Origin of the sequence: Thermus thermophilus, assembly GCF_019974155.1 — a bacterium.
Lineage (GTDB): Bacteria > Deinococcota > Deinococci > Deinococcales > Thermaceae > Thermus > Thermus thermophilus_C.
On sequence record NZ_AP025158.1, the window covers coordinates 18689 to 44755 of the forward strand.

The 26067-nt window shown below is 68.9% G+C and carries 26 protein-coding genes, 1 tRNA gene and 1 pseudogene; 14 read left to right on the top strand and 14 right to left on the bottom strand.

Annotation, left to right across the window (positions count from 1 at the left end; translation table 11 throughout):
- Positions 1 to 5 precede the first annotated feature (5 nt).
- The 5 genes from pilB to TthTMY_RS00115 are packed head-to-tail and all read right to left on the bottom strand — an operon-like array spanning position 6 to position 4937.
- Positions 6 to 2675, bottom strand: a complete 2670-nt coding sequence (pilB, locus tag TthTMY_RS00095) for a type IV pilus assembly ATPase PilB (protein WP_096411376.1) — start codon at positions 2673 to 2675, stop codon at positions 6 to 8.
- The gene (locus tag TthTMY_RS00100; protein ID WP_096411377.1) at positions 2672 to 3157 is read right to left on the bottom strand and encodes a YqeG family HAD IIIA-type phosphatase; all 486 of its coding nucleotides are present in this window, start codon (positions 3155 to 3157) and stop codon (positions 2672 to 2674) included. Before TthTMY_RS00100 ends, pilB begins: the two co-directional genes overlap by 4 nt.
- A gap of 34 nt (positions 3158 to 3191) precedes the next feature.
- Positions 3192 to 3920 carry a peptidoglycan editing factor PgeF gene (gene pgeF / locus TthTMY_RS00105; protein WP_096411378.1) on the bottom strand — a complete coding sequence of 243 codons (729 nt, stop codon included), beginning with the start codon at positions 3918 to 3920 and terminating at the stop codon, positions 3192 to 3194.
- On the bottom strand, positions 3917 to 4672 hold the full coding sequence (surE, locus tag TthTMY_RS00110) for a 5'/3'-nucleotidase SurE (protein ID WP_096411379.1): 756 nt from the start codon (positions 4670 to 4672) through the stop codon (positions 3917 to 3919). Before surE ends, pgeF begins: the two co-directional genes overlap by 4 nt.
- Before the next feature lie 58 nt (positions 4673 to 4730).
- Positions 4731 to 4937 (bottom strand): cold-shock protein, encoded by a 207-nt coding sequence (locus TthTMY_RS00115; protein WP_096411380.1) that lies wholly within the window; start codon positions 4935 to 4937, stop codon positions 4731 to 4733.
- 161 nt (positions 4938 to 5098) lie between these two features.
- Here TthTMY_RS00115 and TthTMY_RS00120 point away from each other — a divergent pair, with 161 nt between their 5' ends.
- From TthTMY_RS00120 to TthTMY_RS00135, 4 genes are all read left to right on the top strand, one after another.
- Entirely contained in the window at positions 5099 to 6196 is a 1098-nt protein-coding gene (locus TthTMY_RS00120; protein WP_096410490.1) for an IS4 family transposase, read from the top strand.
- A gap of 80 nt (positions 6197 to 6276) precedes the next feature.
- Positions 6277 to 7566, top strand: a complete 1290-nt coding sequence (locus tag TthTMY_RS00125) for an ABC transporter substrate-binding protein (protein WP_096411381.1) — start codon at positions 6277 to 6279, stop codon at positions 7564 to 7566.
- A 51-nt stretch (positions 7567 to 7617) separates the two neighbouring features.
- The gene (locus tag TthTMY_RS00130; protein ID WP_096411382.1) at positions 7618 to 8493 is read left to right on the top strand and encodes a carbohydrate ABC transporter permease; all 876 of its coding nucleotides are present in this window, start codon (positions 7618 to 7620) and stop codon (positions 8491 to 8493) included.
- Complete coding sequence (locus TthTMY_RS00135; RefSeq protein WP_096411383.1) at positions 8490 to 9332, top strand: carbohydrate ABC transporter permease; 843 nt, start codon at positions 8490 to 8492, stop codon at positions 9330 to 9332. Before TthTMY_RS00130 ends, TthTMY_RS00135 begins: the two co-directional genes overlap by 4 nt.
- A 6-nt stretch (positions 9333 to 9338) precedes the next feature.
- Here TthTMY_RS00135 and TthTMY_RS00140 read toward each other — a convergent pair whose 3' ends face one another.
- A complete protein-coding gene (locus tag TthTMY_RS00140; RefSeq protein WP_096411384.1) occupies positions 9339 to 10913 on the bottom strand; it encodes a phosphoglucomutase in 1575 nt (524 codons plus the stop codon).
- A 55-nt stretch (positions 10914 to 10968) separates the two neighbouring features.
- Positions 10969 to 12777, bottom strand: a complete 1809-nt coding sequence (locus TthTMY_RS00145) for a peptidylprolyl isomerase (protein WP_096411385.1) — start codon at positions 12775 to 12777, stop codon at positions 10969 to 10971.
- 43 nt (positions 12778 to 12820) lie between these two features.
- Between TthTMY_RS00145 and TthTMY_RS00150 the strand changes: the two genes are divergently transcribed.
- Both TthTMY_RS00150 and TthTMY_RS00155 read left to right on the top strand, forming a co-directional pair.
- Positions 12821 to 12897, top strand: a tRNA-Arg gene (locus TthTMY_RS00150).
- 100 nt (positions 12898 to 12997) lie between these two features.
- Entirely contained in the window at positions 12998 to 14134 is a 1137-nt protein-coding gene (locus TthTMY_RS00155; RefSeq protein ID WP_096411386.1) for an MFS transporter, read from the top strand.
- 9 nt (positions 14135 to 14143) lie between these two features.
- Here TthTMY_RS00155 and TthTMY_RS00160 read toward each other — a convergent pair whose 3' ends face one another.
- Positions 14144 to 15730 (bottom strand): IS200/IS605 family accessory protein TnpB-related protein, encoded by a 1587-nt coding sequence (locus TthTMY_RS00160; RefSeq protein WP_096411387.1) that lies wholly within the window; start codon positions 15728 to 15730, stop codon positions 14144 to 14146.
- Between the two features lie 178 nt (positions 15731 to 15908).
- On the opposite strand from TthTMY_RS00160, the pseudogene TthTMY_RS00165 reads away from it, so the two are divergent.
- Positions 15909 to 16055, top strand: a pseudogene (locus TthTMY_RS00165) (CBS domain-containing protein); the annotation flags it as partial.
- Here the strand turns inward: TthTMY_RS00165 and TthTMY_RS00170 are convergent.
- Positions 16052 to 16399 (bottom strand): phage holin family protein, encoded by a 348-nt coding sequence (locus TthTMY_RS00170; protein ID WP_096411388.1) that lies wholly within the window; start codon positions 16397 to 16399, stop codon positions 16052 to 16054. The pseudogene TthTMY_RS00165 and the gene TthTMY_RS00170 overlap by 4 nt on opposite strands.
- 12 nt (positions 16400 to 16411) lie before the next feature.
- Positions 16412 to 17326, bottom strand: a complete 915-nt coding sequence (gene cysK / locus TthTMY_RS00175) for a cysteine synthase A (RefSeq protein WP_096411389.1) — start codon at positions 17324 to 17326, stop codon at positions 16412 to 16414.
- A 108-nt stretch (positions 17327 to 17434) separates the two neighbouring features.
- Between cysK and TthTMY_RS00180 the strand changes: the two genes are divergently transcribed.
- Genes TthTMY_RS00180 through TthTMY_RS00195 form a run of 4 tightly spaced genes read left to right on the top strand, consistent with a single transcriptional unit; the run spans position 17435 to position 20530 of the window.
- The gene (locus TthTMY_RS00180; protein ID WP_096411390.1) at positions 17435 to 17884 is read left to right on the top strand and encodes an FKBP-type peptidyl-prolyl cis-trans isomerase; all 450 of its coding nucleotides are present in this window, start codon (positions 17435 to 17437) and stop codon (positions 17882 to 17884) included.
- A gap of 57 nt (positions 17885 to 17941) precedes the next feature.
- Positions 17942 to 18847 (top strand): hydroxymethylbilane synthase, encoded by a 906-nt coding sequence (gene hemC, locus TthTMY_RS00185; RefSeq protein WP_096411391.1) that lies wholly within the window; start codon positions 17942 to 17944, stop codon positions 18845 to 18847.
- Positions 18848 to 18889: 42 nt separating this feature from the next.
- Positions 18890 to 19285, top strand: coding sequence for a manganese-dependent transcriptional regulator PerR (gene perR / locus TthTMY_RS00190; RefSeq protein WP_011174007.1), 396 nt, complete (start codon positions 18890 to 18892; stop codon positions 19283 to 19285).
- Positions 19286 to 20530: a bifunctional folylpolyglutamate synthase/dihydrofolate synthase gene (locus TthTMY_RS00195; protein WP_096411392.1), complete on the top strand. Its 1245-nt coding sequence runs from the start codon at positions 19286 to 19288 to the stop codon at positions 20528 to 20530.
- A 2-nt stretch (positions 20531 to 20532) separates the two neighbouring features.
- Here TthTMY_RS00195 and TthTMY_RS00200 read toward each other — a convergent pair whose 3' ends face one another.
- The 3 genes from TthTMY_RS00200 to TthTMY_RS00210 are packed head-to-tail and all read right to left on the bottom strand — an operon-like array spanning position 20533 to position 22849.
- The gene (locus TthTMY_RS00200; RefSeq protein WP_096411393.1) at positions 20533 to 21663 is read right to left on the bottom strand and encodes an aminotransferase class I/II-fold pyridoxal phosphate-dependent enzyme; all 1131 of its coding nucleotides are present in this window, start codon (positions 21661 to 21663) and stop codon (positions 20533 to 20535) included.
- Entirely contained in the window at positions 21656 to 22150 is a 495-nt protein-coding gene (locus tag TthTMY_RS00205) for a MogA/MoaB family molybdenum cofactor biosynthesis protein (RefSeq protein ID WP_096411395.1), read from the bottom strand. The genes TthTMY_RS00200 and TthTMY_RS00205 overlap by 8 nt, the downstream gene beginning before the upstream one ends.
- Before the next feature lie 6 nt (positions 22151 to 22156).
- A complete protein-coding gene (locus TthTMY_RS00210; RefSeq protein WP_096411396.1) occupies positions 22157 to 22849 on the bottom strand; it encodes a hypothetical protein in 693 nt (230 codons plus the stop codon).
- A 47-nt stretch (positions 22850 to 22896) separates the two neighbouring features.
- On the opposite strand from TthTMY_RS00210, the gene TthTMY_RS00215 reads away from it, so the two are divergent.
- From TthTMY_RS00215 to TthTMY_RS00225, 3 genes are all read left to right on the top strand, one after another.
- The gene (locus TthTMY_RS00215) at positions 22897 to 24336 is read left to right on the top strand and encodes a tetratricopeptide repeat protein (protein WP_096411398.1); all 1440 of its coding nucleotides are present in this window, start codon (positions 22897 to 22899) and stop codon (positions 24334 to 24336) included.
- Positions 24336 to 25103 (top strand): SAM hydrolase/SAM-dependent halogenase family protein, encoded by a 768-nt coding sequence (locus TthTMY_RS00220; RefSeq protein ID WP_096411400.1) that lies wholly within the window; start codon positions 24336 to 24338, stop codon positions 25101 to 25103. Before TthTMY_RS00215 ends, TthTMY_RS00220 begins: the two co-directional genes overlap by 1 nt.
- Before the next feature lie 88 nt (positions 25104 to 25191).
- Positions 25192 to 25596: a DUF4395 family protein gene (locus TthTMY_RS00225; protein ID WP_096411402.1), complete on the top strand. Its 405-nt coding sequence runs from the start codon at positions 25192 to 25194 to the stop codon at positions 25594 to 25596.
- On the opposite strand, the gene ribH is transcribed toward TthTMY_RS00225, so the two are convergent.
- On the bottom strand, positions 25583 to 26056 hold the full coding sequence (ribH, locus tag TthTMY_RS00230; protein WP_096411403.1) for a 6,7-dimethyl-8-ribityllumazine synthase: 474 nt from the start codon (positions 26054 to 26056) through the stop codon (positions 25583 to 25585). The two genes, TthTMY_RS00225 and ribH, sit on opposite strands and share 14 nt — an antisense overlap.
- Between the last annotated feature and the right edge of the window lie 11 nt (positions 26057 to 26067).

Consider the following 26067-nt stretch of genomic DNA (forward strand, 5'->3'; position numbering starts at 1 on the left):
CTCCTTTACTCAATGGTACGCGCCAGGACCTCCTCGAGGGTGGTGATCCCTTGGAGGGCCTTGTAGAGGCCGTCCTCCCTCAGGGTTTTCATCCCCTTCCTCCGGGCGATCTCCTTGATCTCCGTGGCCGACTTCCCCGCCACGATGGCGTGGCGGATCTCGTCGTCCACCACCAAAAGCTCGTGGATGGCGTAGCGGCCCTTGTAGCCGGTGCCGCCGCACCGCTCGCACCCCATGCCCTTATAGAGCCTGGCCCCTTGGATCTCCGCCTCGGAAAGCCCAAGGCGCCTTAGGGTCTCGGGGTCCGGCTTGACCTCCACCTTGCAGTGCTCGCATACCCTGCGCACCAGGCGCTGGGAGAGGACGCCGATGAGGGCAGCGGAGATGTTAAAGGGTTCCACCCCCATCTCGTCCAGGCGGGTGATGGCCTGGGCGGCGTCGTTGGTGTGCAGGGTGGCGATGACGAGGTGGCCGGTGAGGGCGGCCTCGGTGGCGATCTTGGCCGTCTCGGAGTCCCGGATCTCCCCTACCATGATGATGTCCGGGTCCTGCCTGAGGAAGGCCCTTAGCGCCCGGGCGAAGGTGAGGCCCGCCTGCGGGTTCACCTGGGTCTGGTTGATGCCCGGGATCTCGTACTCCACGGGGTCCTCAATGGTCTGGGTGTTCTTGTCGGGGGTGGCGATGCGCTTCAGGATGGAGAAGGTGGTGAAGCTCTTGCCTGACCCTGTGGGCCCGGTGATGAGGAAGATGCCGTAGGGTTTGGAGATCACCTCCTTAAAGCGTTCAAACACCCCCGGGGCGAAGCCAAGCTCCTCGATCTCGGGGATGTCCGAGGCCTTCTTGAGCAGGCGCATCACCGCCTTCTCCCCGTAGACCGTGGGCAGGGTGGAAAGCCGGAGGTCCACGTCTATGGCCCCCTCCCGGTAGCGCACCCGTCCGTCCTGGGGGAGGCGCTTCTCGGCGATGTTGAGCCCGCCCATGATCTTGACCACGGAGATCACCGCGTTTAGCGCCCCCTTGGGTAGGGTGCTGTACGGCCGCAGGGCGCCGTCAATCCGGAGGCGCACCTGGACGTCGTTCTGCCTGGGCTCAATGTGGATGTCGGAGGCGTCCTGGAGGTAGGCCTCCCGGATCACCTGCTTCACGAACTTCTGGGCGGCGCTCTCGTCCAGCTCCAGGGGGCTTGCGACCTCCTCCTCCGCCTGCTTTTTGGCGAATTCCTTGGCGATCTCCGAGAGCTCGGCCTTGCCGTAGAAGCGCTCAATGAGCTTGGTGATGGCGGCCTCCGTGGCCACGGCGGGGGCCACCTCGTGGTCCAGGCCCTTCCTCTTGAGGGCGAGGCGCACGTCGTCCAGGGCCAGGATGTTCCTCGGGTCCTTCATCAGGAGGACGAGGCGGTCTCCCTCGAGGCGGTGGGGGAAGACCCCATAGCGGCGGCACAGGTCCTCCGGGAGGAGGAGGGAGGCGCCGGGATCGGGGGGGTCCTCCTCGGGGTCAACGTAGGGGTAGCCCAGCTGGGTGGCCACCGCCTGGGCCAGGGCCTCGGGCCTGAGCTTCCCCGACTGGACCAGGGTGTCCTCCAGCCGGCCTCCGCCCTGCCTTTGCTTCTTCAGGGCCTCCTCCACGTCCTCGGGGCGGGCGAGGCCGAGCTCCACCAGGATCTCCCCCAAAGACTTGGCCCGAGGCAGGCCTTTCTGCACCTCCAGGGCTTCTTTCAGCGCCTCCCGGGAGAGCTTGCCCTCCTGGACCAGGACCTCCCCCAGGCGGTTCTTCTGCGGGTAGGCCCGGCGGAAGAGCTCCTCCCAGGCCTGGGGGAGGGTGAGGTAGAAGCGGACGGGCCGATTGAGGAGTTGGGCCACCGTCTCCTTGTGCCGGGGGTCGGAGAGGACCACCTCCACCTTCCCGTTTCGGAAGCCGATGGGCACGGCGCCGTAGCGCAGGGCATCGGAGCGGAGGAGGAGGAGGGCGGCGGAAGGGTCGGGGGCGATCCCCTCGGTGCTTTCCATAAACTCCAGCCCCTTCTGCTCCGCCAAAGCCCGGTAAAGGGCCTCCTCGGGGAGCCCCTTCCGCACCAGGATCCGCCCGAGGAGGTCCCCCGTCTTCTCCTGTTCCACCAAGGCCTCCTCCAGGGCCTCGCGGGAGATCCACCCCTTTTGCAGGAGGAGCTCCCCGAGCTTGAGCTCCTTCTGGCCCTCGCCCGAAGGCGGCGGGGGGACGGGGAGGCCGAGCTCCGGGTAGTGCTTGGCCAGGGCGTAGAGGAAGGCGCTTTTGGTGGTCTGGTATGGCTCCACCACGAGCCCCGTGAGGTCCTCCACCTCCTCGAGGCTCAGGGTGTCCAGGGGGTTGAGGAAGGCCACCCGCACCACCCCCGCCTCCTCGTCCAGGGCGAAGGGGATGGCCTTGAGTTCTTTGGCCTTTTCCGCGGGAAGGAGGGCCTTGGCCTTGGGGGGGATCTCCACTTGGGGGAGCTCCACCAGGGGGATGCCGAAGTGGTCCTCAATGGTCTGGGCGATCCTCCGCTCGGAGAGGAGGCCCATGTCCACCAGGACCTCGGCCAAGGAGCCCCCCACCTCCCGGTGCCGTTCCAAGGCCCGCTGCAGTTCCTCGTCCGTGAGGAGCCCGGCGTCCAAGAGGGCCGCCCCGAGCCTTTTGTCCCCTATGGTGAGCACGCTCATCTCGTCGCACCCCCTCGAGGCCTCCTAAAGGGAGCTTCCAGCATGCGTATGAAGCGGGTGTAAAAGAACTCCCGCTCCCGCAAGGGGGGGACCAGGACGGTGTAGGCCCCCACCAGGTTGCCCCCGAGGACGTCGGTGAAGACCTGGTCCCCCACCGCCGCCACCTCCCGGGCGGGCAGGCCCAGGGCTTTGAGCGCCTTGCGGAAGCCGAGCCAGGGTTTGAGGGCGGGGGCGTGGCCGGGGAGGTCCAGGAGGCGCTGCACGCGGGCGAAGCGCTCGGGGAGGGCGTTGGAGAGGAGGTAGACGGGCACCGCCCCCTTCAGGTCCGAAAGCCACGCTCGGTAGGCCTCCGGAAGGTCCTCCTCCCCGTAGGGGAGGAGGGTGTTGTCCAGGTCCAGGATCACCCCCTTGAGGCCCCGGGCCTTAAGCCACGCCGGGGTGAGGTGGAGGAGGGAGGGGAGGACCTCCCGGGGGAAGAGCATGCCTCCATTGTGCCACGGGCTCCTGTACGCCGCCTTAACGGGGAGGAAGCATGACGAGGCCCCACATCCTGCCCGTCCTCCCCCGGTCCCGGCGGTGGGAGAAGAGGTTGGGGGCGCAGTGGGTGCAAAGCCCCACCCGGTAGATCCGCTCCTCCTTAAGCCCCGCCCGCCGCGCCTGGAGGAGGAGGGCCTTTTCCAGGTCCAAGAGGTACTTCCCCGGGGCGGCGGGGTCCTCGCGGAAGGTGAAAAGCCCCGCCTCGGCGAAGCGGGCCGCCACCTCCTCGCCCACCTGGTAGCACGCCCCCCCGATTCCGGGGCCGATGGCCAGGTGGACCTCCGTGGGGTCCAGGCGGTAGACCGCCTCGAGGCGCTCCAGGGCCTTGGGCAGGATCCCCCCCACCACCCCGCGCCAGCCGGCGTGCAGGGCCCCCACGGCCCCCTTCGGGTGGTAGAGGAGGAGGGGGTAGCAGTCGGCCACCCCCACCCGGAGGAGAAGGCCGGGGGTGCGGGTGAGGAGGCCGTCCCCCTCCCAAAGCCCCGGCCCCTCCACCGGGTGGACCTCCGTGCCGTGGACCTGGCGGAGGCCCGCCACGGGCGGATGGCCGAAGGCCGCGAGCACCCGGCGTTGGTTCTCGGCCACCCTCTCGGGGTCGTCCCCGGTGGCGGCGGAGAGGTTGAGGCTGCGGAAGGGCCCCTCGGAGACCCCGCCTTCCCGGGTGGTGAAGCCGTGGGGCACCGGGAGGGGGGTGCGCAGGAGGGTCACGGGGCCACCTCCTCCAAAAGGCCTGAAAGCGCCTCGAGGAAGCCGTGGGCAGTGAGGTCCAGGCTCACCGGGGTTACGGAAACGTACCCCCGCCGCACCGCCCAGAGGTCCGTCCCCTCCTCCTCCTCCCCGGCGGGGGTGCCGGTGATCCAGTAGTAGGGCTTGCCCTCCGGGTCCAGCCGCTCCACCACCTGGTCCTCAAAGCGGTGGGTGGAAAGGCGGGTGACCAGGAGGCCTTTGGGCCTCGAGGCGGGGAAGTTCACGTTGAGGAGCACCCCCGGGGGCAGGCCCCGTTCCCCCACGGCCCGGGCGATGGCGAGGGCCCAGCGGGCGGCCTCCTGGAAGTCCAGGACCTCCCCCGAGGTGTCCAGGCTGAAGGCGATGGAGGGGATCCCCAAGGAGGCCCCCTCGAGGGCCGCGGCCACCGTCCCCGAGTGGGTGAGGTCCAGGCCCAGGTTCACCCCCAGGTTGATCCCCGAGACCACCAGGTCCGGCCGGCCCAGGAGGTGGACGCCCAGGACCACGCAGTCGGCGGGCGTCCCGTCCACCCGGTAGGCGGGGATCTCCCCAAAGCCGGCGCTTTGGGTGTGCTTGAAACGCAAGGGGCGGCGGACGGTGATCCCGTGGCCCACGGCCGACTGCTCCATGTCCGGGGCCACCACGAACACCTCCCCCAGCGCCCGCATGGCGAGGCCCAGGGCCTTGATGCCCGGGGAGAAGATGCCGTCGTCGTTGGAGACCAGGATGCGCATGGCCCCTCCATGATAGGAAAAGCCCCCCAACTGGGGGGCTTTAGGGGCAGTCCTCTCGTTAGAGGCGCCGGACCCGTCTGGCCTGGGGGCCCTTGCCGTTGCGGCCCGGCTCCACCTCAAACGCCACGCGCTCCCCCTCGTTGAGGGTGCGGAAGCCATCGGCCTCAATGGCCGAGAAGTGTACGAACACGTCGGGACCTTCCTCCTGCTGGATGAAACCGTAGCCTTTTTCCGCGTTGAACCACTTTACGATGCCTTCGTTCATGCCTACTCCTTCAAATCCCTTTCCAAACCCATCTTTGGCTTCGGAAAGTAGCTTATTGTTGCACGCGCCCAAGCAAAAGTCAACCCCTCCCCCTTGCTGAGCTCTCATCACTTTGAGGGCTGGGGCTTGACAAGGGAAGAGAAGAGGGGGGTAAGTAAGGTGTGCCGCCCACCACCCCCCTTTCCCAAGTTATCACCCTCTGGGTCCATAAGGTCTTCGCCTCCCTCAGGAAAACCATCCGCTCCAACCTCGCCCTCTTCCTGTCCACCCTCCTCACTACCCCCCTGGACCCCACCCTCTCCGACCTCGCCCGCAGAACCCCCCTCCCCACCCTGGCCCAAAGCCGCCTCAATCGCCTCTGGCGCTTCCTCCATCACCCCACCCTGCAAGACCCCTGGGCCCTCACCGAAGCCCTCCTCCCCCTCCTCGTCCCTCGTTTCCCCAAAGACCGCCCCCTCCCCCTCATCGTGGACTGGACCTTCACAGAGGACGGTAGGCACCAAGCCCTGGTGGCCGCCCTTCCCCTCAAGGGAAGGGCCCTGGTGGTGGCCTTCGCTCTTCACCCCCTCTCCCCTTTCCCCAGTCAAAACCGGGTGGAGGAGGAGTTCCTCCACCGCCTGGGCCGCGCCGTCCAGGACCTGGGATATACCCCCCTCTTCCTCCTGGACCGCGGCTTTGACCGGGTCTCCCTGATGCGAAAGCTCCAGGGGTGGGGCATGGGCTTCCTCATCCGCCTGCGGCAGAACCGGGAGGTGGAACCCCAAGGGGGGAAGCGCCTTCCCCTGAAGGAGGGCTACCAGCGTGTGGTCCACCCCCTGCGGGAGGAGGTCCGCCTTTTCGGACACGGTGGGGAGGGGGTAGAAGTCACCCTCCTGGTGTACCCAGGGGGTCGGGATCCCTGGTATCTGGCCTATTCGGGCCCTTTTGGGGGGGAGCCGCCCTATGGGTGGCGGATGTGGATTGAAGAGGGGTTTAGGGACCTGAAGGGGCAGGGGTTTGGGCTGGACCGCCATCGGCTGCGGACGGGGGCGAGCCTCAGGGGGTGGTTATGGCTTCTGGCCTTGGGGATGGCGCTCTTGGTCCTTCTGGGGGCGCGCTTGCAGGGCAGGGAATGGCTTCCCCGGCTTCTGGCCCATCCCGAGCGGCAAAGCCTCTTCCGTCTGGGCCGGATCGCCCTGGCCCAGGGGCCCCCGCCTTGGAGGGAAGCAGTGGTGGAGGAGCTGGTCAGGTTGCTTCAGGAACTGGGGGGAGGAAAGTGATGAGAGCTCAGCTCCCCCTTGACGCTCCCTCCAAAGCCCCTTTATAATCGCCGTGGAATGGCTTCCAAAGGAGGTGTGGTATGCAAAGGCGGGCCTTTTTGAAGAAGCTTGGCGTGGGCGTGGCGGCAAGCCTTGTTCTGGGCCCCGCCTTGGTGCGGGCGCAGTCCGGCCCCGTGATCCGCGTGGCCGGGGACTCCACCGCTGTGGGCGAGGGCGGCCGCTGGATGAAGGAGATGGTGGAGGCTTGGGGGAAGAAGACGGGCACCCGGGTGGAGTACATTGACTCCCCCGCCGACACCAACGACCGCCTCGCCCTCTACCAGCAGTACTGGGCCGCCAGGAGCCCCGATGTGGACGTCTACATGATTGACGTCATCTGGCCGGGCATCGTGGCGCCCCACGCCCTGGACCTGAAGCCCTACCTCACGGAGGCGGAGCTCAGGGAGTTCTTCCCCCGTATCGTCCAGAACAACATCATCCGGGGCAAGCTCACCTCCCTGCCCTTCTTCACCGACGCCGGCCTCCTTTACTACCGCAAGGACCTCCTGGAGAAGTACGGCTATACAAGCCCGCCCCGGACCTGGAACGAGCTGGAGCAGATGGCCGAGCGGGTCATGCAAGGGGAGAGGCGGGCGGGCAACCGCGACTTCTGGGGGTTCGTTTTCCAAGGTAAGCCCTACGAGGGCCTCACTTGCGACGCCCTGGAGTGGATCTATTCCCACGGGGGCGGGCGCATCGTGGAGCCCGACGGCACCATCAGCGTCAACAACGGCCGGGCGGCCCTGGCCCTGAACCGGGCCCGCGGCTGGGTGGGGAGGATCGCCCCCCAGGGCGTGACCAGCTACGCCGAAGAGGAGGCGAGGAACGTCTGGCAGCAGGGCAACAGCCTCTTCATGCGCAACTGGCCCTACGCCTACGCCTTGGGCCAGGCGGAGGGGAGCCCCATCCGGGGCAAGTTCGGGGTCACGGTCCTGCCCAAGGCCTCGGCAGACGCCCCCAACGCCGCTACCCTGGGCGGCTGGCAGCTCATGGTCTCCGCCTACAGCCGCTACCCCAGGGAGGCCGTGGACCTGGTCAAGTACCTGGCCTCCTACGAGGTCCAAAAGGACAACGCCGTCCGCCTCTCCCGCCTGCCCACCCGGCCCGCCCTTTACACCGACCGGGACGTCTTGGCGAAGAACCCCTGGTTTAGGGACCTCCTCCCCGTCTTCCAGAACGCCGTCTCCCGCCCCTCCGACGTGGCCGGGGCCCGGTACAACCAGGTGTCCGAGGCCATCTGGACCGAGGTGCATAGCGTCCTCACGGGCAGGAAGAAGGGCGAGCAGGCCGTGCGGGACCTCGAGGCCCGCATCCGCCGCATCCTGCGCTAGCCCCTTGCCTTCCCGGGGAGGCCCAGGCCTCCCCGGGTTCATCCCAAGGCCATGCTCACCCTAAGACAGGTCCGTTTGGCCTGGATCCTGGTCCTGCCCACGCTCTTGGTGGTGGTCCTGGTGGCGGGCTACCCCCTGGCCCAGGTCTTCTACTGGTCCTTCTTCAAGGCCGACATCGCCTTCGTGGAGCCCCCGGAGTTCGTGGGCTTGGAGAACTACGCTTACCTCTTCCAGGACCCGGACTTCCGCCAGGCCCTTTGGAACACCCTCAAGTTCACCGTGGTCTCCGTGAGCCTGGAGACGGTTTTGGGGCTGGCCATCGCCCTCATCATTCACTCCAACTTTCGTGGCCGGGGCCTGGTGCGCGCCGCCATCCTCATCCCCTGGGCCATCCCCACGGTGGTCTCGGCCAAGATGTGGCAGTGGATGCTGAACGACGTCTACGGCGTCATCAACGTCCTCGGGGTCAAGCTCGGCCTCCTTTCCCAGAAGGTGGCCTTCCTGGCCCGGCCCGAGCTCCTTTTGCCCTCCATCATCGCCGTGGACGTCTGGAAGACCACCCCCTTCATGGCCCTTCTCCTCCTCGCGGGCCTGCAGATGATCCCGGAGGAGCTTTACGAGGCGGCGAGCATGGACGGGGCCTCGAGGTGGCAGCAGTTCTGGAACATCACCCTGCCCCTCCTCACCCCCGCCTTGGTGGTGGCCCTCATCTTCCGGACCCTGGACGCCCTCCGGGTCTTTGACGTGATCTTCGTCATGAGCGGCGTGAACCCCGCCACCCGCACCCTGGCCGTCTACAACCGCCAGACCCTGGTGGACTTCCAGGACTTGGGTTACGGCTCGGCCATCAGCGTGGCCATCCTCGTGATCATCTTCGTCTTCGTTCTCCTCTACATGCGCACCGTTGGGAAGGAGGCGTTGAAGTGAGGCGTGCAAGCCGCCTTCTGAGAAGGCTCTTCTTCTATCTCCTCGTGGCCTTCGTGGTCGTCTACAGCGTTTTTCCCTTCTACTGGGCGGTGATCTCCAGCTTCAAGCCCTCGGACGCCCTCTTCTCCCCCGACCCCAGCTTCCTCCCCGTGCCCTTCACCCTGGAGCACTACAAGAACGTTTTCCTTCAGGCCAACTTCGGCCGCAACCTCCTCAACTCCCTCATCGTGGCCGGGGGGGCCACCCTCCTCTCCTTGGTCCTCGGCGTCCTCGCCGCCTACGCCTTGGGGAGGCTTCCCTTCCCGCCCAAAAACGCCGTGATGTACATCGTCCTCTCCATGACCATGTTCCCCCAGATCGCGGTCCTGGGCGGCCTCTTCCTCCTCCTGCGCCAGACGGGGCTTTTCAACACTCACCTCGGCCTCGTCCTCACCTACCTCCTCTTCACCCTCCCTTTCACGGTTTGGGTGCTGGTGGGCTACTTCCGCGGGCTTCCTAGGGAGCTGGAGGAGGCGGCCTACGTGGACGGGGCGACGCCCCTCCAGACCCTCCTCAAGGTGATGCTCCCCCTCACGGGGCCCGGCCTCGTCACCACGGGCCTCCTCGCCTTCATCGCCGCCTGGAACGAGTACCTCTTCGCCCTCACCTTCACCGTGGGGGACTCGGTGAAGACCGTGCCCCCCGCCATCGCCAGCTTCGGCGGGGCCACGCCCTTTGAGATCCCTTGGGGCTCCATCATGGCGGCGAGCGTGGTGGTCACGGTGCCCCTGGTGGTCCTCGTCTTCGTCTTCCAGCAAAGGATCGTCGCCGGCCTCACCGCGGGGGCGGTGAAGGGCTAGGGGCTCTCAGGCGAGGGCCTTGTGGAGGAGGGCGGTGGCTTCCTCCAGGACCCTTTCCAGGTGCGCTTCCCCGAGGAAGCTTTCCGCGTAGACCTTGGCCACGTCCTCGGTGCCGCTTGGGCGCACGGCGAACCAGGCGTTGGCCGCCACCACCTTGATCCCGCCCAGAGGCTCCCCGTTGCCCGTGGCCCGGTCCAGGACCTGGAGGACGGGCTCTCCGGCGAGGGCGTCGGGATGGACCTCCTCGGCGGAGAGCCGGGCGAGGCGGGCCTTGGCCTCGGGGGAAACGGGGAGGTCCTTGCGGGCGTAGTAGGGGCGGCCCAGCTTTTCCGCCAGGGCCTCGTACACGGCGTCCGGGGCCTGGCCCCGCTTGGCCATGAGCTCGGCGGCGAGGAGGCCCATGAGGATCCCGTCCTTGTCGGTGGAGAAGGGCCTCCCGTCAAAGCGGAGGAAGCTTGCCCCGGCGCTTTCCTCCCCGGCGAAGCCGAGCCACCCCTCGAGGAGCCCCGCCACGAAGTGCTTGAACCCCACGGGGGTTTCGTACACCTCCCGCCCCAGGGACTGGGCCACCCGGTCCAGGAGGGCGCTGGTCACCGCCGTCTTCCCCACCTTGGCCCCGGGCCAGGACCGGGTGGTGTAGAGGTGGTGGAGGGCGGCGGCCAGGTAGTGGTTGGGGTTCATCAGGCCCCGCGGGGTGACGATCCCGTGGCGATCGGCGTCGGGGTCGTTGCCGATGGCGAGGTCAAAGCGGTCCTTGAGGGCGAGGAGGCCCGCCATGGCGTAGGGGCTGGAGCAGTCCATGCGGATCTTCCCGTCGTGGTCCTTGGGCATGAAGCGGAAGGTGGGGTCTAGGGTGGGGTTCACCACCTCCAGGGAAAGCCCGTGGACCTCGGCGAGCCGCTCCCACACCCTTAAGCTTGCCCCCCCTAAGGGGTCCACCCCGATCCTAAGGCCCGAGGCCCGGATGGCCTCGAGGTCCACCGCCTCCGCCACCTTTTCCACGTAAAGCCCCGCGTAGTCAAAGGGCCTGGCCCGGGCCAGGGCCTCCCGGAGGGGGAGGCGCTTCACGCCCTTGAGGCCCTCCTTGAGGAGGGCGTTGGCCCTCTCCTCTATGGCCCGGGTGATGCGGGCGTCCGCCGGCCCTCCCGTGGGGGGGTTGTACTTGAAGCCGCCGTCCTCCGGGGGGTTGTGGCTCGGGGTGAGGAGGACGCCGTCGGCCTTGGCCTCGTGGTGGGCGTTGTGCTCCAGGATGGCCAGGGAGACGAGGGGCGTGGGGGTGTAGTCCCCGTCCGCCTCCACGCAGACCTCTATCCCGTGGGCGGCGAAGACGGAGAGGGCCGTGGCCCAGGCGGGCTCGGAGAGGGCGTGGGTGTCCTTGGCCAGGAAGAGGGGCCCTGTGGCCCCGAAGCTCGGCCGGAGCTCGGCGATGGCCTGGGCGATGGCCAGGACGTGGGCCTCGGTGAAGGTGGCCTTTAGGCTGCTCCCCCGGTGGCCGCTTGTGCCGAAGCGGACCCCCTCCAAGGGGTTTTGGGGGTCTGGGGTCGCCTCGTAGTAGAGGGTGAGGAGCCGGGTGATCTCCATGGAGCCATTGTAAGGGGGCGGGGAAGCCCCCGCCCCTCCTGCCCGGGCTTCGGGGTTAGGGGTTATTGGCCGGGGCCTCTTCGGGCTGGGGTTGCTCCTGGGAGGGGGTTTTGGGGGTGAGGGCCTGCAACACCTCGGCCAGCCGGTTCTCTATCCTCGCCTCCTTGCGCAGGGCCTGGATCAGGGCTTGGGCCTTTTCGCTCCGCTTCCGGTTGACCACCCCCTGCCGGGCCTCCTCGGCCACCTGGGCGAAGCCCTTCAGCTCTTCCGCCTTGCGGTCGGAGATGAGGAGGACGGTGTAGGTGCCGTCTTCCATCTTGATCACCTCGCTCACCTCCCCTAAGGGGCCTTTGGGGAAGGTCCCGGTGATCTTGAAGACCAGGCGGTCCAGGACGGCGGGGAGCTGGTTGGGGTTCACGGTGCCGTAGTCGGTGACCGTGCCTTCTTGGGCCTTGGCCAGGGCCTCGAGGTCCCCGCCCTTGAGGGCCGCGGCCCGGAAGGCCTTGGCCTGGGCCTCCTCCTTGAAGTTCACCCCGATCACCTTGGCGCTTGCGGGCACGGTGAAGAGGGCGGGGTTCTCGCTGTAGAAGGCCCGGGCCTCCTCCTCGCTCGCCGTCACGTCCCGGGTCTCGTAGCGGAGGTAGGCCTCGGCGATCCCCGCCTTGGAGCCGATGAAGGGCTTGCCGCTTTTTCGGGCCGCCTCCACCAGGAGCTCCCGGTCAATGAGGTTCTCCAGGGTCTGGGGAAGGAAGAACTGGACGGCGAGCTCCCCCAGGCCCTGCTGGACCAGGGCCACCGTCTGCTGGTTGGAGAAGACGGGCTGAAGCACCTCGCTGAGGAGGATCTCCTTCTCGTTGACCTTGGCCACGGGCGGGTTCTGGTAGGCGTAGGGGATGTCCTCGGCGAAGCGGACTTGGGCCTTCTTGCGGAGCTCTTCCAGGTAGGCCTCGAGGGCGCCGTCCCCCTTGGCCCTCTCTGCGTCCTGGGCCACCCGGTCCTTGACCTCCTCAAAGGCGGGGAGGGTGGAGGGGAGGTATTCCTCCACCTTCACGACGTAGTACCGGCCCCCCGCGGCGATGGGCCCCACCACGCCCGGCCCCTTCAGGGCGAAGACCGCTTCCCCCACCTCCGTGGGGAAGACCACCTGGGTCACGGGCTTGGGCTCCGCCTCCCCGGGGCCCGCCCCCAAAGCGCCCCCCTGCTCCGCCCCCACCTTGGAGTGCTGGCGGGCCAGGGCGGCGAAGTCCTCCCCGGCCTTGGCCTTGGCGGCGAGCTCCTCGGCGAGGGCCTTGTCGTCCACCACGATCTGGCGGGCCTTCACCCGGGGCTCGGTCCTGTAGTTTTCCTTGAAGACCTCGTAGTAGAACCGCACCTCCTCCTCGGTGGGCTTGGCGCCCGAGCGGATCTGCTCCAGGCGCTTCTGGATCTGGAGCTGGGTCTTGACCTCGGCCCTAAGCTGGGCGTCCGTGTAGCCCACCTGGTTGAGGAACTGCTCGTAGGCCGCCTTGTCCTTCAGGCCGAACTGCTCCCGGATGCGGTTCACCTCCTGGCGCACCTCGGCGCTGGAGACCCGCATCCGGGCGGCGTCCTGCTTTAGGGCCTCGGTGAGGATGACCTGCTCCAGGAAGTGGGTGTCCACCAAGGTCTTGAGCAAGCCCTCGGGGCTTGCGGCGTAAAGGGGATCGTTTCCCTGAAGCCTGAGGAGGTCCAGCTCGTAGAGGGCCTTTCCGTTCACCCAAAGGACCGGCTTGCCCCGGGCCTGCTGTCCCGCCTGCGGGGTGAAGAGGAGGATGGCGCCCAGGGCGAAGGCCAGGGCCAGAAGGCCGAAGAGGATGGTGATGGCGCGTTTGCTGAGACCGAACACTTGACTGCCTCCTTTGCGGGTGCTAAAGTAGCTCTTGCTGTATGCGCCCGTAGCTCAGCTGGATAGAGCGTCGGCCTCCGGAGCCGAAGGTCAGAGGTTCGAGTCCTCTCGGGCGCGCCATTTTTCTTTTCTCCCCAAAGCCTTTGGGCATCCGAGCGAGGTCCTTGCGCACGGAGGGATTGTAGCACACCTTCCGTGAGAAGCCGTAATAGCATGGGGGGTGTTGCCCCTCCTTCTCGCCTGGCTCCACACCACCAACGACCTCTTCTCCAACTTCCTCACCCCCCTCCTGCCCAAGCTCATGGACCGCTTCGGGGTCGGCCTAGGGACGGCGGGCCTTCTGGTTTCCGTCTACTCCCTCACGGGGAGCCTCCTTCAGCCCTTCGCCGGCCTGGTGGCCGACCGGGTGGACCGGAGGCTCCTCGCGGCCCTCGGCCCCGTGCTGGTGGCTTTGGGCATGGGTTCCATGGGCCTTTGGCCCCGGTTTGAGGCCCTGCTTTTCGTCCTGGCCCTGGCGGGCGTGGGCTCCGCCCTCTTCCACGCCTCCGGGGCGAGCCTCGTGGGGGAGTACGCCCCCAAGGAGCGGAGGGGCTTCTGGCTTTCCTTCTTCGGCTCCGCGGGGAACCTGGGGCTTTCCCTGGGGCCCATCGTGGCCCTGTACGTGGCGGGGCGGTGGGGCCTCGAGGCCCTCTTCTGGCTCACCCCCCTGGTCCTCCTCCCCGCCCTCGTCCTCCTCCGCCTGCCCCCGGTGCGCCGCGCGGGGAGGCCCGCGGGCTTCCGGGACTTCCTGCGCGTCTTCCGGGGGGATGTGGCGCGGCTTTGGGGGATGGCCACCTTGCGGAGCCTGGTCTTCCTCAGCTTCTCCACCACCCTGCCCTACTGGTACGCCACCAAGGGCCTCCCCGACGGGTACACGGCCCTTTCCCTCTCCGTCTACAGCCTCTCCGCTACCCTGGGCATCCTCGCCGGGGGGACCTTGTCGGACCGGCTTGGGCGGAAGGCGGTCTTGGTGGGCACCCTCACCCTGGGCCTGCCCCTTTACCTGGGCCTCCTCTTCTTCCCCGCGGAAAACCCTTTGTACCTCCTCCTCCTCGCCGTCACCGGGGCCCTGATGAACGCGGGGATCCCCGTGGCCGTGGCCCTGGCCCAGGAGCTGGAACCGGGGCAGACGGCCACGGTCTCGGGCCTCCTCATGGGGTTCACCTGGGGCTTCGCCGGCCTCTTCTACGCCCCCATCGGGCGGCTCATTGAGGCCTTTGGGGTCCTACCGGTGCTCTTGGGCCTCGGGGCGTTGCTCCTGCCCGCCTGGGCCTTGGCCCGGGGGGTGCGGGAGCCCGCCCGTACAATGGGGGTATGAGGATCCTGGTCAAGTAGAGCGCACATTAGCGCACTCCGGCCCCCCACCAGGATGAGGACCTAGACCTTCCTTCCACCCCTCCCACGATCCCCCGAAGAGGATGGGCTTGAGGCGAGAAAGGTCCCTCGGCACCTCGCGCCCGAGGAGGGGAAGGAAGGTGCCTGCCCTCAAGACCCGCCAGGGATTAACGCCAGGGGAGTTCCTTCCGTCGGTGACCTCCCTTTGGCTCCCCGAAGAGCCCTGAAGGCTTGAAAACAAAGCCAGGTGGCGCTTCGCCCTCCCGATCTCCCGGGAAAGCCTGCGCCTCAGGTAGGGGTTGCGCTCCTGGGCTTTTTTGGCCCGGAGCTCCTGCACCCTGGAGGCGTAGAAACCCTGGACGTGACCCCTGAAGCGTTCGTCCCGGAGAAGCCTCTCGTACCCCCTGGGAAGCTTCTCTTCAAATCCCAAGGCCCTTCTCCCGATGACGTAAGCGGCAGCCACGTCCTTGGAGAGGGAAAGCTGCGGGGCGTACTTGAGCATCCCGATGGTGGAGGTGTCCCGCGGGTTCACCTCCACCACCTGAACACCCCTCTTCCGGGCCAAGGAGTGGACCTTCCGGAGAAGGGAGGCGTAAGCGAAGCGGTGTTGCTTCCCGCGGAAAGCCCTTCCCGAGCCGTCACCCCTCCTGGACTTCCTCAGGTACTTCAGGCGTTCCGTGGCGATGGCCACGCCTTCCTCCAAGGCTATGGCCACCACCTGGTGCGCCACCTTCCAGAGGAGGAGTTCCTTGGTTCCCCTGTTCTCCGCCCGGTCCACTTCTTCCAGGGAGAGGGTGAGGTGGCGCCTCAGGTTCCCGTCGGGGGAGACGAGGGCTAAGGCCAGGTGGTAAGGGTCCGAGTTCACGTCCAGGGCGAGGACCCCGTTCTCCTTCGTGGCCACAAGAGGAACGGCTTCCTCCTCCCAGGTGAAGGTGGCGTAGACCTTCCCCTCCCGCAAGGAGAGGGCCACGTTGTAGGGGAGGGAGGCGTAGACCCTCCCCACCAGGGCGCTCAGGTTGGGGTGGCCCGTCTTCACCAGGGCGTGGGCGTAGCTCCCGTCCCCAAGGTTGATCCGGAGCCGCAAGGCCCCGTCTTCCACGAGAAGCCTCAGGTTGAGGTTGCCGCCTTTAGTCTTGTCTCCCCGGGAGTAGAGGAGGCCTTGCCTCCTTTCCCTCCACTCCCGCTTGAGCCTCTTCAGGGGTTTACCCGAGAGGTGCTTGCGCTTGAGCTGTTGGAAGAGCTTTCTCCCCCCGAAGACCACCTTCCGGGGGTCTTCTCCTCTCTCCCTGGCGGAGTCCAGGACGGCTTGGGCCTTCAGGATCGCGTCGTCGGCGTAGCGGGTGTTGAGGCGGAAGGAGGTGCAGAGGAAACCGTCTGCCCGTTTGAGCTCCTCTCTGGTCTGACCTTCCAGGAGGCGGTTGTAGGCGTAGCGCACCCCAGCGGAGAAGCGGCGCATGAGGTCCAGGGTGGCCTTGTGGTCTTCTTCAGAGGGGAAGACGAGAAGAGCATGGACTCCGGTGAAGGCCTTCGCCCTCTCCTTTGAGGTGCGCTCCCGCGCGGCTTTAGGCTTGGCCTTCACCTGGGGCCTCCTGGGAGGGAGTATACCAGTCGCACTGGAGGAACTTGCTGGAGTGAGGTGCTGAGAAGCGGAAGCGTTTGAGCGTCAGGGTGAAGTAGGGTGCGTTATTTTTCAACTGTTTGCACCTCCTCGCCACTGACGGCTCGCCCCAGGCGCGGGGGGGCAGAGGCCTTGGCCGACCGAGCGCCGCACCCGGCACCTTCCCGTGGTGGAGGGGGAGCGGGTCGTGGGGGTGGTGTCCATCGGGGACCTGGTCAAGGCCATCATCACCCACCAGGGGATGCTCATCGCGGAGCTTTCCCGCTACGTGAGCGAGAACCGCTAGTCCTTCAGGGCCCAGCTGAGCACCAGGCTCACCAGGCTCAGCACCAAGGCCCCCACCAGGGCGGCCCCGAACCCCGCCACCTCCAAGGGGGTGACGGCGGCGACGAGGAGGAGGACGAGGCCGTTCACCACCAGGGTGAAGAGGCCCAGGGTGAGGAGGGTTAAGGGAAGGGTGAGGAAGAGGAGGACGGGGCGCACGAGGGCGTTGGCCAGGCCCCACACCGCCCCCGCCACCAGGTAGTCCAGAAGCCCCGCCCCGGGGCGGAAGTAGACCCCGGGGTAGAGGAGGGTGAGGAACCAGAGGGCCACGGTGTTCAAGAGGAGGCGGGCGAAGAGGCTCCGCATGGCCTGAGGAGGCTAGGGCTCGGCGTAAAGGGGGGTGGAGAGGTACTTCCAGCCGCCGTCCGGGCTGATGCAGGCCACCCGCTTCCCGGGGCCGAGCTCTTTGGCCACCTGGAGAGCAGCCCAGACGATGCCCCCCGAGCTCATCCCCAGGAAAAGCCCCTCCTCCCGGGCGAGCCTTCGGGCCAGGGGAAAGGCGTCCTCCTCCCAGACCTGGACCACCCCGTCCAGGAGGCTTAGGTCCAGGTTCTCGGGGATGAAGCCCGGGCCCATGCCCTGGAACCCGTGCTGGCCCATCTTCCCCCCGGAGAGGACGTTGGAGCGGGCAGGCTCCACGGCGATGACCTTCACGTGGGGGATCCTTTCCTTGAGGTAGCGGCCCACCCCCGTGATGGTCCCCCCGGTGCCGGAGCCGTAGACGAAGGCGTCTATGCGGCCCTCCAGGGCCTCGTAGAGCTCGGGCCCCGTGGTCTCGTAGTGGGCCCGGACGTTGGCGGGGTTTTTGAACTGGTCCGGCATGAAAGCCCCCAGCTCCTCCTTGAGCCTTAGCGCCTCTTCCCTCGCCGCGAGCATCCGCCTCTCGGGGTCCGTGAGGACGAGCTCGGCGCCGAAGGCCCTGAGGACCCGCTTCCTCTCCTCGGACATCTGGGCGGGCATGGTGAGGATGAGGCGGTAGCCCCGGCTTGCGGCGATCATGGCGAGGCCGATGCCGGTGTTGCCGCTCGTGGGCTCCACGATGATCTGGCCCGAGCCCGGCCTCAGGATCCCCCGCTCCTCGGCGTCCTTGATCATGTACCAAGCGGGGCGGTCCTTGATGGAGCCCCCAGGGTTCAGCCCTTCCAGCTTGACCCAGACCTCGGCCATATCCGGCTCCACCACCTTGGCGAGGCGGACCACGGGGGTCTTGCCGATGGCGCCCTCCACCCGCATGCCCCCACTATAGCCCTTGGGAAGGGGTTCGGAGGGGTGGGGGTTCCCTCTTGGGCCGAGGTCTGCTACCCTAGGAGGAGCAAGCAAGGCTTGCGAAAGGAACGCGCGATGAAGGTTGGACAGGACAAGGTTGTGACCATTCGCTACACCCTCCAGGTGGAGGGTGAGGTTCTGGACCAGGGGGAGCTTTCCTACCTCCACGGCCACCGTAACCTCATCCCGGGCCTCGAGGAGGCCCTGGAGGGCCGGGAGGAGGGGGAGGCCTTCCACGCCCACGTCCCCGCCGAGAAGGCCTACGGCCCCTACGATCCCGAGGGGGTCCAGGTGGTGCCCCTCTCCGCCTTCCCCGAGGACGCCGAGGTGGTCCCCGGGGCCCAGTTCTACGCCCAGGACATGGAGGGGAACCCCATGCCCCTCACCGTGGTGGCGGTGGAAGGGGAGGAGGTGACCGTGGACTTCAACCATCCCCTGGCGGGCAAGGACCTGGACTTCCAGGTGGAGGTGGTGAAGGTCCGCGAAGCCACCCCCGAGGAGCTCCTGCACGGCCACGCCCACTAAGGGCGCGGAAAGGGCAGGGCCCCGGCTTCCGCCGGGGCTTTTGTAGTATGGGGTGGTATGCGCGTCATCGTGGTGGGAACCCGGGGGAGCGCCCTGGCCCTGGCCCAGACCCGCTTCGTGGTGGAGAGGCTCAAGGAGACCTGGCCCGAAACGGAGTTCAAGATCCGCACCATCAAGACCCGGGGGGACCAGGGGGCGAGCCCCAGGGAGGAGGCCATCTTCGTCAAGGAGATCCAGGAGGCCCTGCTCTCCCGGGAGATTGACATCGCCGTCCACTCCCTCAAGGACCTGCCCACCGAGTCGCCCAGGGGGCTCAAGATCGCCTCCGTGCCCCGGCGGCAGGACCCCAGGGACGTCTTCCTGGGCAAGGTGGCCAAGCGCCTCAAGGACCTCCCCCCGGGGGCGGTGGTGGGGACGAGCTCCGTGCGCCGTAAGGCCCAGATCCTCGCCCTGAGGCCGGACCTCGTGGTGCGGGACCTCCGGGGCAACGTGGACACTCGGCTCGCCGCTTTGGGCAGCGGGGAGTACGACGGCCTCGTCCTCGCGGCGGCGGGGCTCATCCGCCTGGACCTCAGGAACCGCATTGACGAGTTCCTGGACCCCGGCGAGGTGCTCCCCGCCCCCGGCCAGGGGGCCTTGGCCCTGGAGGTGCGGGAAGGGGACGACCTGGCCGAGGAGCTCTGCTACGCCCTCCACCACCCCCCCTCCTACCACCGGGTCCGGGCGGAGCGGGCCTTCCTTAGGGGCCTTGGGGCCGGGTGCCTGGCCCCCGTGGGGGCCCTGGCCCACGTGGAGGAGGACGGGACGCTGCGGCTTGAGGGAGTCCTCCTCACCCCGGACGGGAAGAGCTTCATCCGGGCGGAGATTGAGGGGGACGTCTCCGAGGCCGAGGAGCTGGGACTGGACCTGGCCCGGGACGTCCTGGAGCAGGGCGGGCGGGAGATCCTCGCCCAAATCCGATAGGTTTACTGGAGTTTTGCCCCTCCGTGGGGTATAGTGAGGGCGATGGCGCTGAAGCGTCTTACCCGCCAGCGCAAGGCCATCCTCGAGGTGGTGCGGCAGGCCCGGCACCACCCGGACGCCGCCTGGATCTACCAGGAGGTGCGCAAGCGGGTGCCCAAGGTGAGCCTGGGCACCATCTACCGCAACCTCGAGGCCTTGGTGGCCGAAGGCTACCTCGTCCCCATCACCAAGGCGGGGGAGGCCACCCGCTACGACGCCAACCTCCACCCCCACCACCACCTGGTCTGTGAGGCCTGCGGGGCCATCGTGGACCTGGAGGTGGACCTCCCCGACCTCCGCGCCCTCGCCCGGGAGGCCCACCCCGGGGTGGAGGTGCGGGAGGCCGAGGTGACCTTCAAGGGGCTCTGCCCCGCCTGCAAGGCCGCCCTCAAAGGCTAGATGGACCCCCTCTCCTGGCTCTACGCCCGGCAGGGCCGCTTCGCCCCAGGCCTGGAGCGGATCCGGGCCCTCCTCGCCCGCCTCGGCCACCCCGAGGAGGCCTATCCCGTGGCCCTCGTGGGGGGGACGAACGGGAAGGGCACCACCGCCCGGGCCCTCGCCGCCATTCTGGAGGAGGCGGGGTTTAGGGTGGGTCTCTACACCAGCCCCCACCTGGTGGACTTCCGGGAGCGCATCCAGGTCCAGGGAAGGCCGATCCCCGAGGAGAAGCTTCACGCGCTTTTGGCGGAGCTCCGTCCCCACGCCGAGCGTCTGGAGGCGAGCTTCTTTGAGGCCGCCACCGCCCTCGCCCTCCTCCACTTCGCCCGGGAGGGGGTGGAGTTCGCCGTCCTCGAGGTGGGCCTGGGGGGTCGCCTGGACGCCACCAACGCCACAGAACCCGTCCTCTCCGTGGTCACCAACGTCGGCCACGACCACCTCGAGGTCCTGGGCCCCACCCTGAAGGACGTGGCCCGGGAGAAGGCGGGGATCTTCCGCGGGGGCGTCCCCGCCCTCACCGCCGCCAAAGGGGAAGGCCTCGCCACCCTGAAGGCGGAGGCCCGGGCCCGGGAGACGCCCCTTTGGGTCCTGGGGGAGGACTTCCACGCCGAGGGGGTGGAGGCTCTGCCCCAGGGCCTCGCCTTCACCCTGCGCCTGGAGAGGACGGGGGAGGCCCTGAGGCTCACCGCCCGCCTCCTCGGCCCCCATCAGGCGGAGAACCTGGCCCTGGCCGCCCTTTCGGGCCGCCTCCTCGGGGCGGGTTGGGAGGCGGTGGGGCGGGGCGTGGCCCGGGCGGAAAACCCGGGGAGGCTCCAGCGGCTTCTTTGGCGGGGGAAGGAGCTCCTTCTGGACGGGGCCCACAACCCGGAAGGGGCCTTGGCCCTGAGGGAGGCCCTGCGCTTCCACGGTCTGCTTCCCGCCGCCTTCGTCCTCGGCTTCAGCCGCGACAAGGACCACGCGGCCATGGCCGAGGCCCTGAGGGGCTTGGGCCCCGTGGTCCTCACCCGCTACGCCTCCCCGAGAAGCGAGGACCCTAAGGCCCTCCTTCCCCTCTTCCCGGGGGCCAAGGTGGTGGAGGACCCCCTCGAGGCCCTAGAGGAGGCCTTCTCCCGGGAAGGCCGGGTGGTGGTGGCGGGAAGCCTCTACCTGGTGGGGGAGGTCCTCCGCCGCCTGGAGGGGCTTCCCCCCGAGGAGCGGTGGCAGTAGGCTTAGTCCAGGGCCTCGCGGATGCGCTTGGCCGCCTCGAGGAGTTCCGCCAAAGGGCGCACCAGGGCGATGCGGACGAACCCCTTTCCTCCGGGGCCAAAGCCCCTTCCCGGGGCCAGGGCCACGCCCCGCTCCACCAGGCTGAGGGCGAACTCCAGGTCGTCCACCCCTTCAGGAAGCCGCCCCCAGAGGTACATGGTGGCCCTGGGGGGGAGGAGGCTTAGGGCCCCCTTTAGGGCCTCGGCCATCCCCAAGGCCCTTTCCTGGTAGACCCGGGCGGAGCCTCGGACCACCTCCTTAGGGGTCTTCAGGGCCTCCACCCCCATGCGCAGGATCCCGGCGTACGGGTTGAAGTCTATGACCCCCTTCACCCGCTCCAGGCGGGCGAGGGCCTCCTCGCTCCCCAGGGCGAAGCCCAGGCGGAAGCCCGCCAGGTTGTAGCTCTTGGAGAGGGAGAAGAGCTCCACCACCCGCTCCTTGGCCCCGGGGAGGGCCAGGGGGGAGGGGGCCTCCCCCTCGTAGACCTGGTCCACGTAGGGGTTGTCGTGGATGAGCCAGAGGCCGTGCTTTCGGGCTAGGCCCAGGGCCTCCTCAAAGTAGCCCCAGTCGGCCACGGCCCCCGTGGGGTTGTTGGGGTAGTTGAGGAGGAGGACCCTGGCCTCCCGCCACACCCCTTCCGGCACCGCCTGGAGGTCGGCGAGGCCGTCCTCCCTTAGGGGGATGAGGAAGGTCCTCAAGGAGGCCACCCGGGCCGCCCCGAAGTAGCTGGGGTAGGCCACCTCGGGGAGGAGGAGGAGGTCTTCGGGCTCCGTGAGGGCGAGGAGGAGGTGGGCCAGGCCCTCTTGGCTTCCGATGAGGGCCAGGGCCTCCCGCCTGGGGTCCAGGCCCACCCCGTAGCGGCCCTGGTACCAGCGGGCCGCCTCCTCCAGGAAGGGGAGGGTGCAGCTCTTCAGGCAGTAGCCGTAGGTGGAAGGGTCCTTCAGGGCCTCGGCCAGGGCCTTCAGGGGGGCCTCGGGGGGCGGGAGGTCGGTGGAGCCGATGGAGAGGTCAATGAGCCCCACGCCCCGTTCCCGGGCCTTCCGCTTGGCCTCGTCCACCACCAGAAAGACCGAGGGCTCCGGGACCCTACTCATGGTGCCCCTCCTTCCAGGGCTTGCCCGTCACCAGGGAGAGGGCATGGGGCAAGACGGGGAGCACGGCCTCCAAGGACTCCCTCGCCCCCTTGGGGCTTCCCGGGAGGTTCAGGATCAGGGTCCTGCCCCGGACCCCCGCCACCCCGCGGGAGAGGGCGGCCATGGGGGTCTTCCTGAGCCCCACAAGGCGCATGAGCTCGGCGAGGCCCGGGACCTCCCGGTCCAGAAGCTCCCGCGTGGCCTCGGGGGTCCGGTCCCGGGGGGCAAGCCCCGTCCCCCCGTTGGTGAGGATGAGGTCCAGGCCCTCCCGGTCCGCCCAGAGCCTGAGGACCTTCTTGATCATGGGGGGCTCGTCGGGCACGAGCTCGTAGGCCGCCACCTCAAAGGGCCCCCCGGCCAGAACCTCCCGGATGGCCAGGTGGGTGGTGTCCGTCCGCTCGCCGCGGAAGCCCTTGTCGGAGACGGTGAGGATGCCCACGCGGAACATGGCCCCTCAGCGCAGCTCGGCGAGGGCCTTCTGCGCCCTTTCCTTCTCGTACCGGTCCGCGGCGGTGCGGGCCGGGAGGGCGAGGGCGGTTTCCAGGTGTTTCCTCGCCTCTTCCTTCCTTCCCCAGGCGGCCAGAACCCTGGCGTACTCCACCCGGTGCACGATGGCCTCGGGCTCCAGCTCAATGGCCCGGCGCATCAAGGGCTCCACCCGGGCCCGGTCGGCCCCCTGGGTGGCGGCCACCAGCCAGCCCTTTTGCACCAGCTCAAAGTGCCACAGGGCCAGGGCCACCATGGCCCCCGCGTGGTCGGGCTTGCGCTTCAGGGTTTCTTCCAGGTCGGCGCGGATCCGGGGGGCGAGGCCCTCGGCCAGGGCCTCGAGGATCCCCTTGAACTGGGAAAGCCGTCCCAAGGCCCGGGCCCGTTCAAAGTAGGCCTCCGCCAGGCTAGGGTCCTGGGCGAGGGCCTGGGAGGCGGCCTTCTCCGCCCGCTCAAACCAGGCCCGCTTTTCCTCGGGCCTGGCCACGTACATGGCGTGGTAGCTCGCCGCCTGGGCCGCGAGGACCAGGGCCTGGGGGGTGGCCTCCCGGACGCCCCGTTCGTAGGCCTCGGCGAAGCGCCCCTGGGCGATGAGGCCAGGGAGGTCTCCCTGGGCCAGGGCCACGGCCAGAAGCGCGGCCGCGAAGAGGGCTTGGCGCATGGTTCTCACCCGCTCCAGGATACCACCCCTTGGTGTAGACTCGGGGCATGCGCGGCGTCTGGGCGCTGGCGGTGGCCTTGGGCCTCGCCTGGGGCCAAGGGGGGGACTACGCGGCCCGGTGCGCCCGCCTCTACGCCCAGGGGGCGCTGGAGGCGGCCCAGGCCACCTGCGAGCTGGGCCTCGTGGTCGCCCCCCAGGACCGGGAGGTCCTCCGGCTCCTCGTGCGCATCCACCTGGACAAGGGGGAGGTGGCCCAGGCCCAGGCCTACCTGGACCGCCTGGGCGAGGACCCGGAGGCCCCCTACCTCCGGGCCCGGGCCCTCCTCGCCGAGGGGCGGTACCGGGAGGTTTTGGCCCTGGGCCTCGAGGGGACGGAGGGGAGGCTTCTCCGCGCCCGCGCCTTGGAGCGCGCAGGGCGCCTCGAGGAGGCGTTGGCCCTGGCCCGGGGCCTTCCCCTGGACCGGGAGGTGCGGCTCCTTTTGGGGCGGCTTCACCTGGAGCTGGGCCGGCCCCTGGAGGGGGTGGCCTACCTGGGGGACACCCCGGAGGAGGTGGTCCTCAAGGGGCGGCTTCTCCTGGCCGGGGGCCGGCTTGCCGAGGCGGCCTCCCTCCTGGAGGAGGTCCGCTCCCGGCTTTCCCCGGAAAGCCCCCTCTACCGGGAGGCCCTCGCCGCCTTGGCCCTCGCCCGCTTCGGGCGGCTGGACGGGCAGGGGGGGGTTTCCGCCCTGGGGGAGCTTGCCCAGGTGGAGAACCTCCCTGGCCTGGGGCTTGCCCGCCTCTGGCCCTGGCTCCTCTGCGCGGTGGCCTTCCTCGGGCTTCTTGTCTACGGGGAAAGCCGCATTGAGCCCCTGCGCACCGTGGAGGTGGTGGAGGACCCCCTGCCCGGCCCGGGGCGCCTCTACCTCTTCGCCCTGGGGGGGCTCGGGGTGGCCCTCCTGGTCTCCGTGGCGACGGGGCTTGGGCTTTACGGCAACGCCCTCGCCCTCTTCACCCCCCACCAGCAGGGGGTGGTCCTGCCCCTCTTCCACCTGGCCTACGGCCTCTACCTCTTCCTCGGCCTCTACCTCTGGCAGCGGAGGCGGTTTCCCGGGCTTCTCGGGCCCAAGGAGGCCTGGGTGGAGGGGTTCTGGGTGGGGCCGCTCCTCCTGGGGCTCCTTTGGGCCTACGGCCAGGTGCGGGGCTTCCTCGGGCTTGGGGGCCTGCCCCCGAGCCTCCTCACCTTCCTGGGGCTCGCCCTGGCGGAACCCTTTTTCCGGGGTCTGGCGCCCTGGGTCTTCCGGGAGCGGTACCGGGACCTCGCCCTGCCTCTGGCCGCCCTCTTCTTCGCCGTGGCCTGGCCCGGGCCCGCCCTCTTCCTCTTCCTCTTGGGCTGGCTTCTCCTTCGGCTGAAGGAGCGCACGGGGGGGCTTCTCGGCCTCGCCCTAGGCTGGGTCGTGGCCGGGGTGGTCTTGGGGCTTTTCCCCTCGGCCTGGCTGAGGAGGTTTTAGTGCGCCCCGTCTACTTCCTCTCGGATTTCGGCCTCGAGGACCCTTACGTGGCCGTGGTGAAGGCGGTGTTGGCGGAGCGGGCCCCGGGGGCGGCCGTGGTGGATCTGGCCCACGCCCTCCCCCCCCAGGACCTGAGGCGGGCGGCCTACGCCCTCTTTGAGGCCCTGCCCTACCTCCCTGAGGGGGCGGTGGTCCTGGCCGTGGTGGACCCGGGGGTGGGGACGGCGCGCCGGGCGGTGGCCGTCCTGGGGCGGTGGACCTACGTGGGGCCGGACAACGGCCTCTTCACCTTGGTCTGGCTTCTGGACCCTCCCCGGCGGGCCTTCCTCCTGGAGCCGCCCAGGCCCCAGCCCAAGGCCGCCCTTCCGGGCTGGGCCCCCGGGGAGGCCACCTTCCACGGCCGGGACGTCTTCGCCCCCGCGGCCGCCCACCTGGCCCTGGGCCTTCCCCCGGAGGGGCTTGGGCCGGAGGTGCCGGTGGAGACCCTGGCCCGCCTCCCCCTCGCCCTCACGGAGGGGCCGGAGGGGGAGGTCCTCACCTTTGACCGCTTCGGCAACGCCATCACCACCCTCCTCCGGGCGCCGGTGGGCGGCTTCGTGGAGGTGGGGGGAAGGCGGGTGCCCGTGCGCCGCACCTTTGGGGAGGTGCCGGAAGGGGCCTTGGTGGCCTACCTGGGGAGTGCGGGGCTTCTGGAGGTGGCGGTGAACCGGGGGAACGCCCGGGAGGCCTTGGGGCTTAAGGAAGGGATGCCCGTCCGCCTCCTCTAAGCGCCCCAAGCGGCCTTCGCCGCGGTGGGGGCCCGGGGATTGTGCCTTTTACCCCTGATACGCACAGGCTAAGGCGTATATTGGGGGCATGCGGACGGACCGGAACCAGCTCCGCTTCAACCAAGCCCTCCTCGTCCTCCTTCTGCCCCTGGCGGCGCTTCTGGACCTGCCCTGGCTCGTCTACCTCCTCTTCCTCCTCATGGCGAGCCAGCACACCCCCCTGGACCTGATGGTGGCCCTGAAGCGCCTCCTCCGGGTTCCCCCGGCGGTGGTGGACGAGGACCCGAGGCCCCACCGCTTCGCCCGCTTTTTGGGGGCGGTCTTCCTGGGGCTGGCCTCCTTGGCCCTCCTCCTCGGCCTGAAGCCTTTGGGCTACGCCCTCGCCCTCCTCGTGGCCCTCCTCGCCTTCGTCAACCTGGCCTTCGGCTTCTGCCTGGGGTGCTTCCTCTACCTCCACCTCCGCTACGCCCGCGCCCTCTTCACCGGGAAATAGCCTCCAGAAGCCGCACCATCTCAATGGCGGTGAAGACCGCCTCGGCCCCTTTGTTGCCCGCCTTGCCTCCGGCGCGCTCCTGGGCCTCCTCGGGGGTGTTGGTGGTGAGGACGCCGAAGACGATGGGCTTCTCCGTCTGGAGCATGGCCTGCATGAGGCCGCTCGCCGCCTGGCCCGCCACGTACTCAAAGTGGGGGGTCTCGCCCCGGATCACCGCCCCCAGGGCCACCACCGCGTCCACGTCGGGCCTTTGGGCCAGGCGCTTGGCCACCAGGGGAAGCTCAAAGGAGCCGGGGACCCAGGCCACCAGGACCTCGGCGGGGTCCCCCCCAAGCCGGGCGTAGGCCTCGAGGGCCCCTTCCAGGAGGAGCTTGGTCACCCGCTCGTTGAAGCGGCCCACGGCGATGGCGAGCCGTACCCCCCTGGCGGTGAGAATGGGGGAGAGGGTCTTGGGCTTCATGGCCCCAATAT